Origin of the sequence: Streptomyces sp. NPDC008092, from assembly GCF_042957285.1 — a bacterium.
GTDB lineage: Bacteria > Actinomycetota > Actinomycetes > Streptomycetales > Streptomycetaceae > Streptomyces.
Map to the genome: position 1 here is coordinate 230,251 of NZ_JBIBHY010000002.1, position 15,605 is coordinate 245,855.

The following is a 15,605-nucleotide window of genomic DNA, read 5'->3' on the forward strand; positions in this document are numbered from 1 at the left end:
CGGACATATCGAGGCGAATCTAGACTGACGGGGCATGTGAAACGACGGATCAGGGAGATGTGCGCCATGGCCAAACGAGGGAACAAGCGACGCGCCCGCAAGAAGAAGAAGGCCAATCACGGCAAGCGCCCCAACGCCTGAGCCGACCTGAGCAGACGGCCGTGGGCCCGGCGCTCCTTGAGCGCCTACGCCGCCGGCGGGAAGTCCGCGGCGCGGGAGGCGGTCTCCTGGGCGCGCAGCTCGTCCAGGGCGCCGCGCAGCCGGTCGTGGACGGCGTCGTAGCCGGCGCTGCCCAGGACGATGCGGCGGGGCGGGGAGTCCTGGCCCATGGCGTCGGCCACGGCCCTGACGCCGCGGTGGGGATCGCCGGGCTGGCGGCCGTCCTGACCGACCATGGCCGCCCGCACCGTCTCCACGAACGCCCGGTAGGCCGCCACGGTCTCCGTCACCGGCTCCTCGGCGAAGCCGGCGTAGGCCCGGGTGCGGAACGCTCCCGGCTCCACGGCGAGGACCCGGACACCGAACGGCTCCACCTCGGTGCGCAGCGCGTCCGTCATGCCCTCCACCGCGAACTTGGCGGCACTGTAGAAACCGAAACCGGGCACGCTCGCGATCCCGGCGACCGAGGACATGTTGACGATCCATCCGCCGCGCCGCTCCCGCATTCCCGGAAGCACCGCGCGGACCAGGTCGACGACGGAGAAGAAGTTCAGCTCGAAGGACCGGCGTACGTCCGCCTCCGGGGAGCCCTCCACCGACCCGTACCAACCGCGGCCGGCGTTGTTGACCAGCACGTCGATCCCGCCGAAGTGCGCTTCCGCGGCCCGGACCGTGTCCCGGACCTGCCGGGGGTCGGTGGTGTCCAGCTCCAGCAGCAGGATCCGCTCGCGCGCCCCGGCGCCGTGCAGGTCGGCCCATTCCTTGAGCTGCCCGGGCCGGCGGGCGGTCAGTACGACGTTGTCGCCGCGCTCCAGCGCGACGTCGGCATAAGCCCTGCCGAAACCACCGGTACCGCCGGTGATGAACCATGTCTTCACAGTGCTTCTCCTTGGATCCACCGAGAGGGAAGGGCGGTGGCGTGTCAGGGGGCGATGACCAGGCTGCTGATCAGCGTGCCGTCGAGGGTGAAGCGGTAGTCGAGATCGACGCTGCCGCCGGGGAAGTCGCCCTCCAGGTGCTGGGTGAGGGTGAACCGGTCGGTGCCGGTGCGCTCGGCGGACACCGGCGTGGTGGTGTAGGTGAACTCGGAAGCGGCGTTGGCCATCCACTCGGTGATCGAGGGGATGCCGGTGTGGGTGCGGCCCTCGTCCGTCACGCTCGCCTGCGGGGTCAGGAGCCCGGGCACCGCGGTGGTGTCCCGGGTGTCGAGCGCGGTGACGAACTGCCGGACGGCCGCGGGCAGCTCGGTGATGCCGATACGAACGGTGCTGTCGGTCATGGGGTGCCTCGGGTGAGTTGATCGGGTGCCCTGCGTGAGCCGATCGGGCGGCTCATGTCGATCACCATGGGGTCTCTCCCGGGGAGAGGGTCAAGCGTGTCGGGTCCGGCGGATGCACACTGGGGGAATGTCCCGCGGATTGACGATCGGCGAGTTCGCGCAGCTGACCCACCTGAGCGTGCGGACCCTGCGTCGCCACCACGAGTCCGGGCTGCTGGAGCCCGCCACGGTGGACCCCGTCAGCGGCTACCGCTGGTACTCAAGCGACCAGATCCCCACCGCGCAGGTGATCCACCGGCTGCGGGAACTGGACGTGCCGCTGGCCGACGTGGCCAAGATCCTCGCCACCGAGGACCCCGCGGAGCGCGCGGACCTGGCCGGTGAGCACATGCGGCGGCTGGAGGCGGAACTGGACCGCACCCGAGCCGCTGTGGTCTCCCTGCGGAACCTGCTGCGCCCCGACGGCGGCGGTCTGCGGGTCGAGCTCCGCCCGGTGCCGGCCAGAACGGTCGCCGGGATCGAGGACGTCGTCGGCCACGAGGAGGTGACCTCCTGGTACGACGGGGCGATGGCCGAACTCGACGCCGCGATCGCCGGTCTGCCGGTACTGGGGCCGCCGGGCGGGTGCTACGCCAACGAGCTGTTCACCCGCGGCCGGGGAACGGCGCTGGTCCACCGGCCCGTGGCCGACCCGCCGGCCCGGGGCCGGGTACGACCGGTGGATCTCCCGGCCGGCGAGCATGCCGTGGTCGTCCATCCCGGACCGCATGACGACATCGACGTCACCTACGGCCGGCTCGGCGCCTGGGTGGTCGACCACGCCCTGGCGGTCGACGGTCCGGTGCACGAGACCTATCTCGTCGGCCCGCGCGACGACCCGGACCCGGCCGCCTGGCGCACCGAGATCGGCTGGCCGGTGTTCCGGCTCGCACCCACCCCCGGCTGACCGCCGACCGGTCAGGTCAGCACGTTCCAGAGCAGCCCCACCAGATCGCTCGTCGCGTCCGCCGCGAACAGGGCCGCCAGCGCGCCCAGGGCGAGAACCGCTGCCGCGGCCGGCCAGAGATACGGCGGCGGAGTCGTCTGCAGCGCCGCGATCCGGCGCGTGACCGCGCGGTCCGTGAAGTTGAGGGCGCAGGCCGGGCGCGTGGCGCGGCCCGCGCTGAGAGCCGCGCGGGCCAGTGCCCGGGCGGTGGTCCCGCGGTCCCCGACCTCGGTGGCAGCCTGCTCGTCCGCCCATCGCTCCACCAGGAAGGTCACGGCGGACCGGACCGGGCCGAGCAGCGGGTTCGCGGCCGCGGCGAGCGTCACCGCCGTCACCAGGCGGCCGTGCCGGTGCCGCAGATGGGCCCGTTCGTGGGCCAGCAGCACCCGCCGCTCCGCCGGTGCCAGCGCGCCCAGCATCGCCGAGGTGACCAGGATGCGGCCCGGCCGGCCCGGGATCGCGAACGCCTGCGGCACCTCGCAGGCCGCCACCACCAGTTCGGTGTCCCGCGGATGCCCCTCGCACAGCCGCCGCAGCGCCCGCCGGGTGCGCCGCTCGGCACGCACCGCCCGCTGCACCCGCCAGACCACCACGACCAGCGCCAGGCAGGCGGCGACGCCGATCACCTCGGGCACCGGGTCGGCCAGCGGGCGCCCGTCCTCGTGGGCCTCCCGGACCACCGGCGGGGCGTCGCCCAGCAGGGCCGTCGTCAGGAGGATCAGCGACCAGGTGGCCGCGGCCGCGGTCAGCACGGCGGCGGACGCCAGGACGCGTGCCGCCAGCGCGGGTGCCATCCGGCGGCCGACCACCGGGCTGACCAGGGGCAGCAGCAGGGAGACCAGCAGCGGGGTGTAGACGTCGAACCTCATGCGCCGCCTCCGGCGAACAGGTTCCGCAGCGCCCGCTCCTCCTCCGGACTCAGCCCGGACACGAACTGCTGGAGCGCGGCGATCGGGTCCGGGCCCCGGTCCAGGGCCTCGTGCATGGCCTCGGCGGTCAGCTCGGCCGCGTTCTTCGCCGGCCGGTACGCACCGCGCCGGCCGTCGGCGTCCCGCAGCACCAGGCCCTTGTCGTAGAGCCGCTTCAGGATGGTGTGGACCGTGTTGTAGGCGAGCCCGCCGCCGATCTCGGTCTGGATCTCGGCCGGGGTCAACGGGTGTTCGGTCGCCCACAGGGCCGCCAGGACCTCGCTCTCCAGCTCTCCGGCGCTGCGCCGCTCCGTCCTGCCGCGGGACCCTGTGCCAGCCATGCCACAACCTTACAGCGCGTAGTGCCGCCGTTCGTATGGACGTACCCGCGCTGCCTCCACCGGTAAGTCCGGTTAATTTGTCAGTGTTTGTCCCTGAGTCCATGGAGGGTCCTGCGCGCCGCAGGGGAACAGGGGGGGTGCCTCGATGGTCCCGAACGTGAACGCCACGCCCGTCATGGGCCGCCGGGGACTCTACTGGCAGAGCGCCGCCTGCCTGGTGCTGCTGCTCGGCGCGGGCTGGCTGGTCCGGCGGCACTGGCCGGTCGTGGCGCACGGGGCGGTCCGGCTGGCCGGCGCCGACCAGGGGTGGCTGCTGGTGGCGGCCGTGGCGGCGGTCGGGACGTGGGCGTCCTCCGCACTCGCCCAGCAGGGCGCGGTCACGTGCCGGCTGCCCGGCGGGCGGCTGGTCGCCGCACAGTTCGCCGCGTCGGCCGCCAACCACGTGCTGCCCGCCGGGCTCGGGGCGGGCGCGGTGAACCTGCGGTTCCTGATGCGCTGCGGACTCCCGGCGGGCCGCGGCGCGTCGGCCCTCGCGGTCAAGGCGGCCTCCGGCGCGGTGGTCCGGCTGGCCCTGATCGCGGCCCTCGCCCCCGCGTGCCCGGGGCTGCTGCGGATCCCGCACGTGTCCGGGCCCGTCCTCCTCGCGGTGACCTCCGCGGTCGTGCTCGGCGCGGTGCTGCTCCGGGCCCGGGTGTGGCCCCGCTGCCGGGGCGCGGTGGCCGCCGTGGCCGCCGACATCCGGGCCCTGCACGCCCGCCCGGTCCGCGCGGCCGCGCTGTGGGGCGGCTCGCTGGCCTTCGCCGGGCTGCACGCGCTGGTGCTCTTCGCCGTGACCCGGGCGGTCGGGCTGCCGCTGTCGCCGGCCCGGGTGGCGCTGCTCTACCTCGCCGCCAGCGGCGCCGCCGCGCTGCTGCCCACCCCGGGCGGCCTGGGCTCCCTCGACGCGGCCCTCGCGTTCGCCCTCACCGCCTCCGGGACCCCGGCCGCCGCGGCCGCCTCCGCCGTGCTCGGCTACCGGCTGCTGACGGTGTGGCTGCCGTTGCTGCCGGGCCTGCTGGTGCTCGGGTGGCTGGTCCGCCGCCGGGCGCTGTGACCGGGCGGGCGTTTCCCGGCGCCCCGTGTCAGGTAGGAGTCCGGTGTCGTCGGCCGGCAGGAGGGGGACTGGTATGCCAGCGCACGAGACCGGGGGCCGCCTGGGGGAGGAGTTCTTCACGCCGGGGACCTCGTCCTTCGCCCGCTTCCTCGCCGCCCACCGGCCCGGACTGCTGCCCACCCGCAGCCCGCTGCCGCCCGGTACGGCCGTCGCGCCCGACGCCGTGGCGCACGGCACCACCGTCCTCGCCCTCGCCTACCGCGACGGCGTCCTGATCGCCGGCGACCGCCGGGCCACCATGGGCAACCTCATCGCCCAGCGCGACCTGGAGAAGGTGCACCCCGCGGACGACCACACCGCGGTCGCCTTCGCCGGCACCGTGGGGCTGGCCCTCGACATGGTCAAGCTCTACCAGGTTGAACTGACCCACTTCGAGAAGATCGAGGGCATCCCCATGACCCTCGACGGCAAGGCGAGCCGACTCGCCGCGATGATCCGCGAGAACCTCGGCCAGGCCATGCAGGGCCTCGCCGTCGTTCCGCTGCTCGCCGGATACGACCCCAAGGCGCCGGCGGGGGCACGCGGCCGCATCTTCAGCTTCGACGTCGCCGGCGGCCTCTACGAGAAGCGCGCCTTCCACGCCGAGGGCAGCGGCTCGCCGTACGCCGGAGGCGCGCTGAAGAAGCTGTACCGTCCCGGCCTCACCCGCCGCGAGGCCGCCCTGGCCGCGCTCCAGGCACTCTACGACGCGGCCGACGACGACTCGGCGACCGGCGGTCCCGACCTCAACCGGCGGATCTTCCCGCTGGTCTCGGTCATCACGGAGGACGGCTTCGAACGGCTGCCGGAGTCCGAGACGGCGGACCTGACGCGGGAGATGGTCGACCAGCGCCGCACCCGCCCGGACGGACCCCGCGCCACGTCCTGACTCACGGCGCGGCCACCGGTCTCTCCGGTATCTCGTCCGCCAGCCAGGTGTGCGGAACCCACCGGGCCGCCGCGCACACGCAGATCCCGAGCCACCCGACGGCGAACAGCCAGCCGCCCAGCACGTCGGTGCACCAGTGCACGCCGAGGAACACCCGGGTGGCCCCGACGGCGAGCCCCCAGCAGGCGACGGCCACGCACCAGGGCGTACGGCCGTGCGGGGCCCGCCACCGGATCGCGAGGACCAGGAGGCCGGCGGTCAGCGCGGCCGTGGTGCTGTGCCCGGAGGGGAACGACCAGCCGGAGGCCGACGTCTGCCAGTCGGCCTGCGGCGGCCGGGCCCGGCCGATCAGCTCCATCAGCGCGCTCCGGGCGGTCTGGCCCAGGGCGAGGCAACCCGCGCCGAGCAGCGCGGCGACCAGCCGCTGCCGCCGGGTGCGGCCCACGGCCACCCCGGCCGCCACGACCAGGGCGTACGGCACGACCCCGGTGCCGGTCGCGGTGATCCCGCGGGCCACGGCCACCGCCACGTCCGGCCGGTGGGCGAGGGACCAGGCCAGCAGCGTGCGGTCCGGGCCGAGCGGGACGCCGTGCCGCCCGGTCACGACCAGGGCCAGCACCGTGAACGCCGCCCAGGCCCCGAACGCGACGCTCCCCGCGAACTCCGCGGTCCTCTTGCGTGCCATGACGCCGACGACGGCCCTTTCCGCTGACTACGACAATCCGGTGACTACGAAGGTGTAGACGGTCTACCCGAATGTAGACGATCGGCGTCCCGTCGGTGTTCCCGCGGGGTCGCGCCCGTGTCCGGTCGCGGCCTTTGCCGCACCATTGCCAGTTCATGACCGACTGACTACACGGGTGTAGTCATCATGGTCGGCGGAGTAAGGCATGCCTTCACTAAGTTCGAGCCAAAGGGCGGGGACGGGCCTGCCGGGGAGGGCTGCGACGGATGTGGGACGACGCGTTTCCTAGTTTTCTGATCGGGCTGAGGGAAGGTCTCGAGGCCGGGCTGATCGTCTCGATCCTCGTCGCCACGCTGGTGCGGGCCGAGGCGAGGAACCGCCTGCCGCAGGTGTGGACGGGCGTACTGGCGGCGATCGCGCTGGCGATGAGCTTCGGCGCGGTGCTCACCTTCACCGCCGCCTCCCTCTCGGCGACCGCCCAGGAGGCCTTCGGCGGCACCCTCAGCGTGATCGCGGTCGCCTTCGTCACCGCGATGGTCTTCTGGATGCGCCGCTCGGCCCGCAGCCTCGCCGGCGAGATCAAGGAGAAGGTCACCGGCGCCCTGGCCATGGGCTCGGGCGTCCTGGTCCTCACCTCGTTCCTCGCGGTCGGCCGTGAGGGCCTGGAGACCGCGCTGTTCCTGTGGACCACGGCCAAGGCGGCCGGCGAGTCCGCCGGCCCCCTGACCGGCGCCGGGATCGGCCTGGTCCTGGCGGCCGGCCTCTGCTGGGGCCTGTACCGGCGCGTCCTGAAGATCAACCTCACGAGGTTCTTCACCTACACGGGCGCCGTCCTGATCGTGATCGCGGCCGGCGTCCTCGGCTACGGACTCCGCGACCTCCAGGAGGGCGGCGTCCTCCCCGGCAGCACCGCCTACGCCGTCGACCTCAGCGGCCACATCGACGCGGGCTCCTGGTACAGCACCCTCCTCCAGGGCGTCCTCAACATCACGCCGACGATGACCTGGCTGCAGGTGACCGGGTACGCCGCCTATCTCGCCGTGGTGATGACCCTCTTCGTGCGCGGGGTGCGTGCCGGTACGCCGAAGCCGGCCGCCGCCGCGCCCGCCCCGCGGCCCGCCGGGGACCCACGGCGCAGGCCCGCCTGGGTGGTGCCCGTGGCCGTGGTCACCGTCCCCGCCGTGATCGCCGGGCTCGTCGTCGCCTTCGCCCGGCCCAAGCCGAGCGGCGGGCAGACCGTCGCCGTCTCCGGGACCGAGTGCGGCAAGGGCTTCACCGCGCCCAAGCCGGGCCGGCAGACCTTCCGGATGCAGAACACCGGCAGCAAGACCGCCGAGGTGTACCTGATCGACCCGAGCAGCAACGCGGTCTACGGCGAGGTCGAGGGCCTCGCCCCCGGCACCACCCGCGACCTGGTCGCCACGGTCGCCGGCGGCACCTATGCCTGGCGCTGCGTCCCCTCCAGCGGCAAGGCCGTCACCTCGCAGCCGGTCACCGTCAGCGGCGGCGGAGGCAGCACCAAGGCGGTCGTACCGGTCTCCGAGAACGACCTCGCGGCACCCCTGACCGCGTACAAGGCCTACGTCGAACAGGGTTTGGCCACCCTCGTCGCGCAGACCCGCACGCTCCAGGACGACATCGCGGGCAACCACCTCGCCAAGGCCCGCACCGACTGGCTGACCGCCCACCTCACCTATGCCTCCCTCGGCGCCGCCTACGGCACCTTCGAGGACTACGACCAGAAGATCAACGGGCGGGCCGACGGCCTCCCGGGCGGGGTGGCCGACAAGGACTTCGCCGGGTTCCACCGGGTCGAGTACGGGCTGTGGCACGCACAGACCGCCGGGCAGCTGAAGGCGCCGGTCCAGGCGCTCGCGGTCGCGGCCGCCGGGCTCCAGAAGGCGTTCCCCACCCAGGACTTCGACCCGGGCGACCTGCCGCTGCGCGCCCACGAGATCCTGGAGAACACCCTCCAGTTCGAGCTGACCGCCGACACCGACGAGGGCAGCGGCACCAACCTCGCCACCGCGAACGCCAACCTCGCCGGCACCCGCGAGCTGCTGACCGTTCTGCGCCCGCTCCTCACCACCCGGGCGCCGAAGCTGCTGCCGGCCGTCGACGCGGACATCGCCCGCCTCCAGCAGCTCCTGGACGCCCGGCACCAGGGCGCGACCTGGACCCCGGTCGAGCAGCTCGACACCGCCGCCCGGCAGCGGATCGCCGGTGCCACCGGCCAGCTCCTGGAGGACCTCGCCCCGGTGCCGGACCTCCTGGAGATCAGGAAGTCCGCCTGATGAACCCCGCACAGCACCCGCACCCGTACGACGAAGGGAACCCTCCGATGTCCGCTGCCGACACCCCGTCCTGCCCGATGGGCACCGGCCGCCGCTCCTTCGTGCGGACCGCGCTGGGCGCCGGGGCCGCGGGCGCGGTCCTGGCCGGCGGCGGCTTCGCGCTGAGCCAGGCCGGCGGCACCGCCGAGGCTCAGGCCGCCGACGCGACCGGCACCGCGAAGGTCCCCTTCCACGGCGTCCACCAGGCCGGCATCCTCACCCCGGCCCCGGCCGCCGCCACCTTCGTCTCCCTCGACGTCATCGCCGACGACCGGCAGGGACTCACCGACCTGCTGAAGACGATCACCGAGCGGGCCCGCTTCCTCACCTCCGGCGGCACCCCCGAGGACCTCGGCGTCGGCGCCCCGCCCGCCGACAACGGCATCCTCGGCCCCGAGGTCCCCTCCGACGCGCTGACCGTCACCGTCGGCGTCGGTGCCTCCCTGTTCGACGACCGCTACGGCCTCGCGAAGGCGAAGCCGGCCCGGCTGACGCCGATGCGGACCTTCCCCAACGACAACCTGAAGGCCGCCGAGTGCCACGGCGACCTCTCCCTCCAGATCTGCGCCGACAGCACGGACACCGTGCTGCACGCCCTGCGCGACATCGCCAAGCACACCCGCGGCGCCATGCAGATCAGGTGGCGGATCGACGGCTTCCAGAACGCCCCGCGCCCCACCGGCGCCCAGCGCAACCTGCTCGGCTTCAAGGACGGCATAGCCAACCCGGACGTCGCCTCCGCCCGCGAGACCGACCGGCTGATCTGGGTCGGCGAGGGGCAGGGCGAACCGGCCTGGACGACGGGCGGCAGCTACCAGGTCGTCCGGATCATCCGGATGCTCGTCGAGTTCTGGGACCGGGTCTCGCTCAGCGAGCAGGAGCTGATGTTCGGCCGCCGCAAGGACACCGGCGCCCCGCTGGACGGCGCCAAGGAGACCGACATCCCGCAGTACGCCAAGGACCCGAAGGGCAACGCCATCCCGCTGGACGCCCACATCCGGCTCGCCAACCCGCGCACCGCGAAGACCGACAGCTCCCGCATCCTGCGCCGCGGCTACAACTACGACCGGGGCGTCGACAGCGTCGGCAACCTCGACATGGGCCTGGTCTTCTGCTGCTACAACCAGGACGTCCGGCGCCAGTTCGAGGCCACCCAGACCCGGCTCATCGACGAGCCCCTGGTCGACTACATCTCGCCGACCGGCGGCGGCTACTTCTTCGCCCTGCCGGGCGTGCGGAACGCCAAGGACTGGCTGGGGAGCGGACTGCTGGCGGCCGTCTGACCGCCGCACCGGCCTTTACCTTTCCATGGGATTCTCTTGGTGAAGGCCTGTCGCGGGCGTTGATGCGCATGATTTGCAAGTACGGGAGGATGGCACAAGGCTGCCGATGGCAGCTGCCCATTGCTCGACCGAAGGATGTCACCTCCCGATGACGGCCGCCCCTGGTTCCGTTCCGTCCCTCCCCGCCCAGGCCGACGCCAAGCGCTCGGCCTGGCGCCGTGTCCGGGGCTCCATGACACGGCAGGAGTGGATCAGGGTCGGCGGGATGGCCGGCTTCGTGCTCGCCCTGCACGTCATCGGCTGGGGCACCCTGGTCGGGATCATCGCGCCGCAGCACTTCAGCGTCGGTACCGAGTCCTTCGGCATCGGCATCGGCGTGACCGCGTACACCCTGGGCATGCGGCACGCCTTCGACGCCGACCACATCGCGGCCATCGACAACACCACCCGCAAGCTGATGGGGGAGGGGCAGCGGCCGCTGTCGGTCGGTTTCTGGTTCTCCCTCGGCCACTCCAGCATCGTCTTCGGTCTCGCCCTGCTGCTCTCGCTCGGCATGAAGACCCTGGCCGGACCCGTCCAGAACGACGACTCGCACCTGCACGAGGTCACCGGCCTGATCGGCACGACCGTCTCCGGCACCTTCCTCTACCTCATCGCCGGCATCAACCTCGTCATCCTGGCCGGGATCTGGAAGGTCTTCCGGCAGATGCGCTCCGGCGCCTACGACGAGGCCGCGCTGGAGACCCAGCTCAACAACCGCGGCTTCATGAACCGCTTCCTCGGCCGGGTCACGGGTTCGATCCGCAAGCCCTGGCAGATGTACCCGCTCGGCCTTCTCTTCGGCCTCGGCTTCGACACCGCCACCGAGATCGCCCTGCTGGTCCTGGCCGGGTCCGGCGCCGCCTCCGGCCTGCCCTGGTACGCCATCCTGACCCTGCCGGTGCTCTTCGCGGCCGGCATGTCGCTCCTGGACACCATCGACGGCTCGTTCATGAACTTCGCCTACGAGTGGGCGTTCTCCAAGCCGGTCCGCAAGGTCTACTACAACCTCACCATCACCGGCCTGTCCGTCGCCGTCGCCCTCATCATCGGCACCGTGGAACTGCTCGGCCTCCTCGCCGACAAGATGGACCTGCACGGCTTCTTCTGGGACTGGGTCGCCGGCCTCGACCTCAACACCGTCGGCTTCGTCATCGTCGGCCTCTTCTTCGCCACCTGGGCGATCGCCCTGCTGATCTGGAAGGCGGGCCGCATCGAGGAGAAGTGGACCAGCGGCCTCGCCGAGCAGACCGAGGGCTGAGGAGCGCCCCGTAAGGGGCGCTGGGGGTACCCCCGGCCGAAGGCTGGGGGAGGAACTGCGCGACCGGCCACGACGGCGCCGCAGTTCACGAACGGCATATCGCGGTACTTCCAGCGGAGCGCTCACCCACGCACCTTCAAGTCCGCCCGCCACTTGATGATCTGCTTCTCCGCGTCGCCGGTGTACGACCACGGCGTGCGGGTGGCCCGTCGTCCCATGAGCCGCAGCAGGTCCGTGGCGACGTCCGTGACGCCCGCCTGGCAGGCCGCGTGCGTCAGGTAGTTGAGGTCCCGCAGCTCACCCGGGGCGACCGGCGCCTCGCCGCGCTGGGCGATCCAGCGCTCCCAGGACCGCCGCACGTCGCTGACCGCGCCGTCGTGCTTCCAGTGCTGGCTGAGCGCGACCGCGTTCTGCTGTCCCTGCGCCGCGTCCAGGGCGTACCGGAACTCCTCGACGCGGGCGTACTGCACCAGGACGGGCAGCGCGCAGCCCGGCGGGGCGACCCCGGCCGCGTCCCGGGCGAAGTCGTACATGAGGCCGTGCGTGCCGTGCCAGCGCGCGGAGTAGTAGTGGAGCACCTGGAGGTGGCCCTCCACGTTGTACGGGTCGCGCCGGTGCAACTCGTCCCACCAGCGGGCGAGTTCCTGCCGGCGCACCCCGGTCGGATAGAGCCGGGCCACCGAGATCAGGGAGACCCAGGGGGTCGGGTCCTGCGGGTACGCGTCGGTGGCGGCCAGGCAGGCCAGCACGGCGGTGTCGATCCTGGCCCGGTCGATCGGGACACCCCGGCCCGCCGAAATGGCCAGGGTGAACGCCCGGGCCGTCTCGGTCGCCGCCCGCAGCACCAGCGCGTCGGCGCCCTGCGGCTCGGCGGCCAGCCAGGACTCGGCCGTCGAGTTGCCCGCGCAGGCCTGCGCCAGCAGCCGTACCCGGTGTCCCCGGACCAGCCAGTCGGGGCCGGTGGCCCGGAGCAGTTCCCGCAGGCCCTGCCAGCGCCCGATGACGATGTCCTGCCGGGCCGAGGTGAGGGATTCGTCCCCGCAGTCCGGGTCGAAGTCGGGGGCGAAACGGTCGCGCGCCATCTGACTCGTACCTCAGAAGTCGGTGGGGAGGCCTTCGTAAGCCTGGGCGTGCACGGTGGCGGGTTCGTCGGGGACGTAGTCGGCCTCGACCGTGCGGGTGGCGTCCAGCTTGGCCGGCCGGTAGTAGTCGCTGCCCTGCTTCCAGTACCAGAGCATCGGGATCAGGCCGACGGCCAGGCCGCCGATGCCGATCGAGATCGCCGCGGTGCTGAGCTCGCCCAGCGACTCGACGAAGATCCAGAACATGAACACCGCGCCGCCCAGCGGCCACAGCCCGCCGAGCAGGAAGTTGCCCGCCGACCTGAAGAGCATCTTGCGGTAGGCCACGACCACCGCGAGGCCCGCGAGACCGTAGTAGACGGCGATCTGCAGACCGATCGCCGAGATGGCGTCGGAGAGGATCTCGCCCACCGAGCCCAGCGCGTTGGAGGCGATGAACAGGGTCAGCGCCACCGCGCCGACCACGCCGATCGCCACGTGCGGGGTGTTCCAGGTGCGGTGCACCCGGCCCAGCGCGGCCGGCATCGTCCGGTCGCGGCCCATCGCGAACAGCGAGCGGGTGACCTGGATGAGCGTCGTCTCCAGGGTGGCGATGGTGGACAGCATCACGGCGGCGATGAGCAGCTTGCCGCCCCAGCCCGGCCAGATCTGCTCGCCCAGCACACCTAGCACGTTGGCCTTGTTCGCGTCGATCTGGTCCGAGGAGAGGATGATATTCGCGGCGATGGTGAACACCTCGAACAGGGCGAAGACGATGCCGACGCCGATCAGGCCCGCGAGGCCGGTGGTACGGCGGGAGTTGCGGGTCTCCTCGCTGAGGTTGCTGGTGACGTCCCAGCCCCAGTAGTAGAACGCGGCGATCAGCGCGCCCGAGGCGAAGCCGGAGACGCCGTCGAAGTGCGAGAAGCCGAGCCAGGACCAGTCGAAGGCGCGGGCGTTGCCGGTGTGGAAGAGGGCCAGCACCGCGAAGAGCAGCAGGATCGCCAGCTCGATGCCGGACATCAGCAGCTGGGCGCGCACCGTGAGGCGGGCGCCGCCGAGCACCACCGCGAGCATGACCAGGAACCAGGCGGCGCCGACCACGGTGGACAGGGCCACGTTGTCGGCGAGGTCCGCGTCGAACAGGGACAGCGTCATCGATCCGGCGGGCAGCGAGCCGGCCACCATGAAGATGGTCGCGGACACCACCAGCGCCCAGCCGCTGACGAAGCCGAGGAACGGGTGCAGGGTGCGGCCCACCCAGGAGTAGCTGGCGCCCGCGTTCACGTCGATCCGGCCCAGGTAGCTGAAGGCGAGCGCGATGCCCAGCATCGGTATCGCACACCACAGCAGGGCCGCCGGACTGGCCAGCCCCACCGCCCCGACCAGCACCGCGGTGGTCGCGGCCAGCGAGTACGCCGGTGCGCTGCCCGCGACGGCCATCACCACGGTGTCGAACGTGCCGAGGGCGTTGGCCTGGAGACCTCTGCCCCTGTTGTTGCTCATGGCTGTGCTGCTTTCCGGTCGTGCAGGGCGCACGGGAGTGCTGACCCGCGGCGGTACGGGTGGGGGGTGCACGACCCGCCCCGCACCCGGTGAGGGTTGGCCTCGGGCAAGGACCGGTCGGAAGACAAAGGTGGTGAGGGCCGCATGCCCAGAGTCGGCGAACGGTCACACCGCGTGTGTGGGTGTGACTATAGCGGCACTCTTTGACCTTTCAAGCTGACCGACCGGTAATCACATATGCCACTTGGGGCCGGTAACTCACCCGCCGGAAGCAGCGGTTCCGTCGGCCCCTCAGTCCTCCAGCCGGTCGAGCTGTCGCAGCTTGTTGGTGGCGTCCAGGGCCGCAACCTTGTACGACTCCGCGAGCGTCGGGTAGTTGAACACCGCATCGACCAGATAGTCGACCGTGCCGCCGCAGCCCATCACCGACTGACCGATATGGATCAGTTCTGTCGCTCCGGTACCGAAGCAGTGCACACCGAGCAGCCGCCGGTCCTCGGGGGAGACCAGGAGCTTGAGCATGCCGTGCGAGTCGCCGATGATCTGGCCCCGGGCCAGCTCCCGGTAGCGGGCCACGCCGACCTCGAACGGAACGCATTCCTCGGTGAGTTGGTCCTCGGTCCGGCCGACGAAGCTGATCTCCGGGATGGTGTAGATGCCGATGGGCTGGAGGTTGTCCATCTGTCCGACGGGCTCCCCGCAGGCGTGGTACGCGGCGACCCTGCCCTGTTCCATCGAGGTCGCGGCGAGCGCCGGGAAGCCGATGACGTCGCCGACGGCGTAGATGTGCGGCACCTCGGTCCGGAAGTGCTCGTCCACCTTGATCCGGCCGCGCCGGTCCGCCGACAGTCCCGCCTTGTCCAGGTCGAGCCCGTCGGTCAGGCCCTGCCGGCCCGCCGAGTACATCACCGTGTCCGCCGGTATCTTCTTGCCGCTCTCCAGCACGGTCAGCGTGCCCCGCGGATGCCGTTCGACGGCGGCCACGGTCTCCCCGAACCGGAAGGTGACGGCCAGGTCCCGCAGGTGGTACTTGAGGGACTCCACGACCTCGACGTCGCACATGTCGAGCATGGCGGCGCGCTTCTCCACCACGGTGACCTTGCTGCCGAGCGCGGCGAACATGCTGGCGTACTCCATGCCGATGACGCCGGCGCCGACGATGACCATGGAACGCGGCACCCGCTCCAGGGACAGCACGTTGTCCGAGTCCATGACGGTGCGGCCGTCGAACGCGACGCTGTCCGGGCGGGCCGGCCGGGTGCCGGTGGCGATGACGATGTGCTCCGCGGTCAACAGCCGCTCGTTGCCGTTCGGTTCGAGCAGCGCGACGGTGTGCGGGTCGGTGAACCGGCCGGTGCCGGAGCAGAGGGTGACGTGGTTGCGGGAGAGCTGGTTGCGGATGACGTCCACCTCGCGGCTGACCACGTGCTGGGTGCGTGCGGTCAGGTCGGCGACGGTGATGTCCTCCTTCAGCCGGTAGCTCTGCCCGTACAGGTCGCGCTGGGTCAGGCCGGTCAGGTAGAGGACCGCCTCGCGCAGGGTCTTGGAGGGGATGGTCCCGGTGTGGATGGACACGCCGCCGACCATGTCGGGGCTGTCCACGACGGCGACCCGGCGGCCGAGCTTGGCCGCGGCGATGGCGGCCTTCTGGCCGCCGGGTCCGGAACCGATGACGAGCATGTCGAAGTCGGGCACCCTGCGAAGTCTGTCAGCAGCCGCACCCGCTTCGAAAGGGTGAACGAGC

General features: G+C 72.2%; 15 protein-coding genes. 7 read left to right on the forward strand and 8 right to left on the reverse strand.

The genetic code is table 11. The features are described 5' to 3' along the window. Positions 1-66: 66 nt before the first annotated feature. Positions 67-141: a 50S ribosomal protein bL37 gene (locus tag ACFZB3_RS05955; RefSeq protein WP_100661309.1), complete on the forward strand. Its 75-nt coding sequence runs from the start codon at positions 67-69 to the stop codon at positions 139-141. 44 nt (positions 142-185) lie between these two features. On the opposite strand, the gene ACFZB3_RS05960 is transcribed toward ACFZB3_RS05955, so the two are convergent. Together ACFZB3_RS05960 and ACFZB3_RS05965 are read right to left on the reverse strand one after the other, a co-directional pair. Continuing rightward, the gene (locus ACFZB3_RS05960; protein WP_391370359.1) at positions 186-1,037 is read right to left on the reverse strand and encodes an SDR family NAD(P)-dependent oxidoreductase; all 852 of its coding nucleotides are present in this window, start codon (positions 1,035-1,037) and stop codon (positions 186-188) included. A gap of 44 nt (positions 1,038-1,081) precedes the next feature. Beyond that, positions 1,082-1,438, reverse strand: a complete 357-nt coding sequence (locus ACFZB3_RS05965) for a nuclear transport factor 2 family protein (protein WP_391370362.1) — start codon at positions 1,436-1,438, stop codon at positions 1,082-1,084. A gap of 127 nt (positions 1,439-1,565) precedes the next feature. On the opposite strand from ACFZB3_RS05965, the gene ACFZB3_RS05970 reads away from it, so the two are divergent. Continuing rightward, on the forward strand, positions 1,566-2,384 hold the full coding sequence (locus tag ACFZB3_RS05970) for a GyrI-like domain-containing protein (RefSeq protein ID WP_391370364.1): 819 nt from the start codon (positions 1,566-1,568) through the stop codon (positions 2,382-2,384). 11 nt (positions 2,385-2,395) lie between these two features. Here the strand turns inward: ACFZB3_RS05970 and ACFZB3_RS05975 are convergent, their stop codons facing one another. Continuing rightward, positions 2,396-3,292: a M48 family metalloprotease gene (locus ACFZB3_RS05975; protein WP_391370367.1), complete on the reverse strand. Its 897-nt coding sequence runs from the start codon at positions 3,290-3,292 to the stop codon at positions 2,396-2,398. After that, entirely contained in the window at positions 3,289-3,672 is a 384-nt protein-coding gene (locus tag ACFZB3_RS05980; RefSeq protein ID WP_391370370.1) for a BlaI/MecI/CopY family transcriptional regulator, read from the reverse strand. The genes ACFZB3_RS05975 and ACFZB3_RS05980 overlap by 4 nt, the downstream gene beginning before the upstream one ends. 145 nt (positions 3,673-3,817) lie before the next feature. Here ACFZB3_RS05980 and ACFZB3_RS05985 point away from each other — a divergent pair, with 145 nt between their 5' ends. Together ACFZB3_RS05985 and prcB are read left to right on the forward strand one after the other, a co-directional pair. Then, positions 3,818-4,765: a lysylphosphatidylglycerol synthase domain-containing protein gene (locus ACFZB3_RS05985; RefSeq protein WP_391370373.1), complete on the forward strand. Its 948-nt coding sequence runs from the start codon at positions 3,818-3,820 to the stop codon at positions 4,763-4,765. 73 nt (positions 4,766-4,838) lie between these two features. Next, positions 4,839-5,693 (forward strand): proteasome subunit beta, encoded by an 855-nt coding sequence (gene prcB / locus ACFZB3_RS05990; protein WP_391370376.1) that lies wholly within the window; start codon positions 4,839-4,841, stop codon positions 5,691-5,693. A gap of 1 nt (position 5,694) precedes the next feature. On the opposite strand, the gene ACFZB3_RS05995 is transcribed toward prcB, so the two are convergent. After that, positions 5,695-6,378, reverse strand: coding sequence for a phosphatase PAP2 family protein (locus ACFZB3_RS05995; protein WP_391370377.1), 684 nt, complete (start codon positions 6,376-6,378; stop codon positions 5,695-5,697). A 266-nt stretch (positions 6,379-6,644) separates the two neighbouring features. Between ACFZB3_RS05995 and efeU the strand changes: the two genes are divergently transcribed. From efeU to ACFZB3_RS06010, 3 genes are all read left to right on the forward strand, one after another. Further along, complete coding sequence (gene efeU / locus ACFZB3_RS06000) at positions 6,645-8,672, forward strand: iron uptake transporter permease EfeU (RefSeq protein WP_391370378.1); 2,028 nt, start codon at positions 6,645-6,647, stop codon at positions 8,670-8,672. Positions 8,673-8,719: 47 nt separating this feature from the next. After that, the gene (efeB, locus tag ACFZB3_RS06005) at positions 8,720-9,994 is read left to right on the forward strand and encodes an iron uptake transporter deferrochelatase/peroxidase subunit (RefSeq protein WP_391370380.1); all 1,275 of its coding nucleotides are present in this window, start codon (positions 8,720-8,722) and stop codon (positions 9,992-9,994) included. 148 nt (positions 9,995-10,142) lie between these two features. Further along, on the forward strand, positions 10,143-11,294 hold the full coding sequence (locus ACFZB3_RS06010) for a HoxN/HupN/NixA family nickel/cobalt transporter (protein WP_391370382.1): 1,152 nt from the start codon (positions 10,143-10,145) through the stop codon (positions 11,292-11,294). Between the two features lie 122 nt (positions 11,295-11,416). Here ACFZB3_RS06010 and ACFZB3_RS06015 read toward each other — a convergent pair whose 3' ends face one another. The 3 genes from ACFZB3_RS06015 to sthA form a co-directional block, all read right to left on the reverse strand. Continuing rightward, the gene (locus tag ACFZB3_RS06015) at positions 11,417-12,376 is read right to left on the reverse strand and encodes a hypothetical protein (RefSeq protein ID WP_391370385.1); all 960 of its coding nucleotides are present in this window, start codon (positions 12,374-12,376) and stop codon (positions 11,417-11,419) included. Between the two features lie 12 nt (positions 12,377-12,388). Further along, a complete protein-coding gene (locus ACFZB3_RS06020) occupies positions 12,389-13,861 on the reverse strand; it encodes an amino acid permease (protein ID WP_391370388.1) in 1,473 nt (490 codons plus the stop codon). A gap of 291 nt (positions 13,862-14,152) precedes the next feature. Beyond that, positions 14,153-15,556: a Si-specific NAD(P)(+) transhydrogenase gene (gene sthA, locus ACFZB3_RS06025; RefSeq protein ID WP_391370391.1), complete on the reverse strand. Its 1,404-nt coding sequence runs from the start codon at positions 15,554-15,556 to the stop codon at positions 14,153-14,155. Positions 15,557-15,605 lie beyond the last annotated feature (49 nt).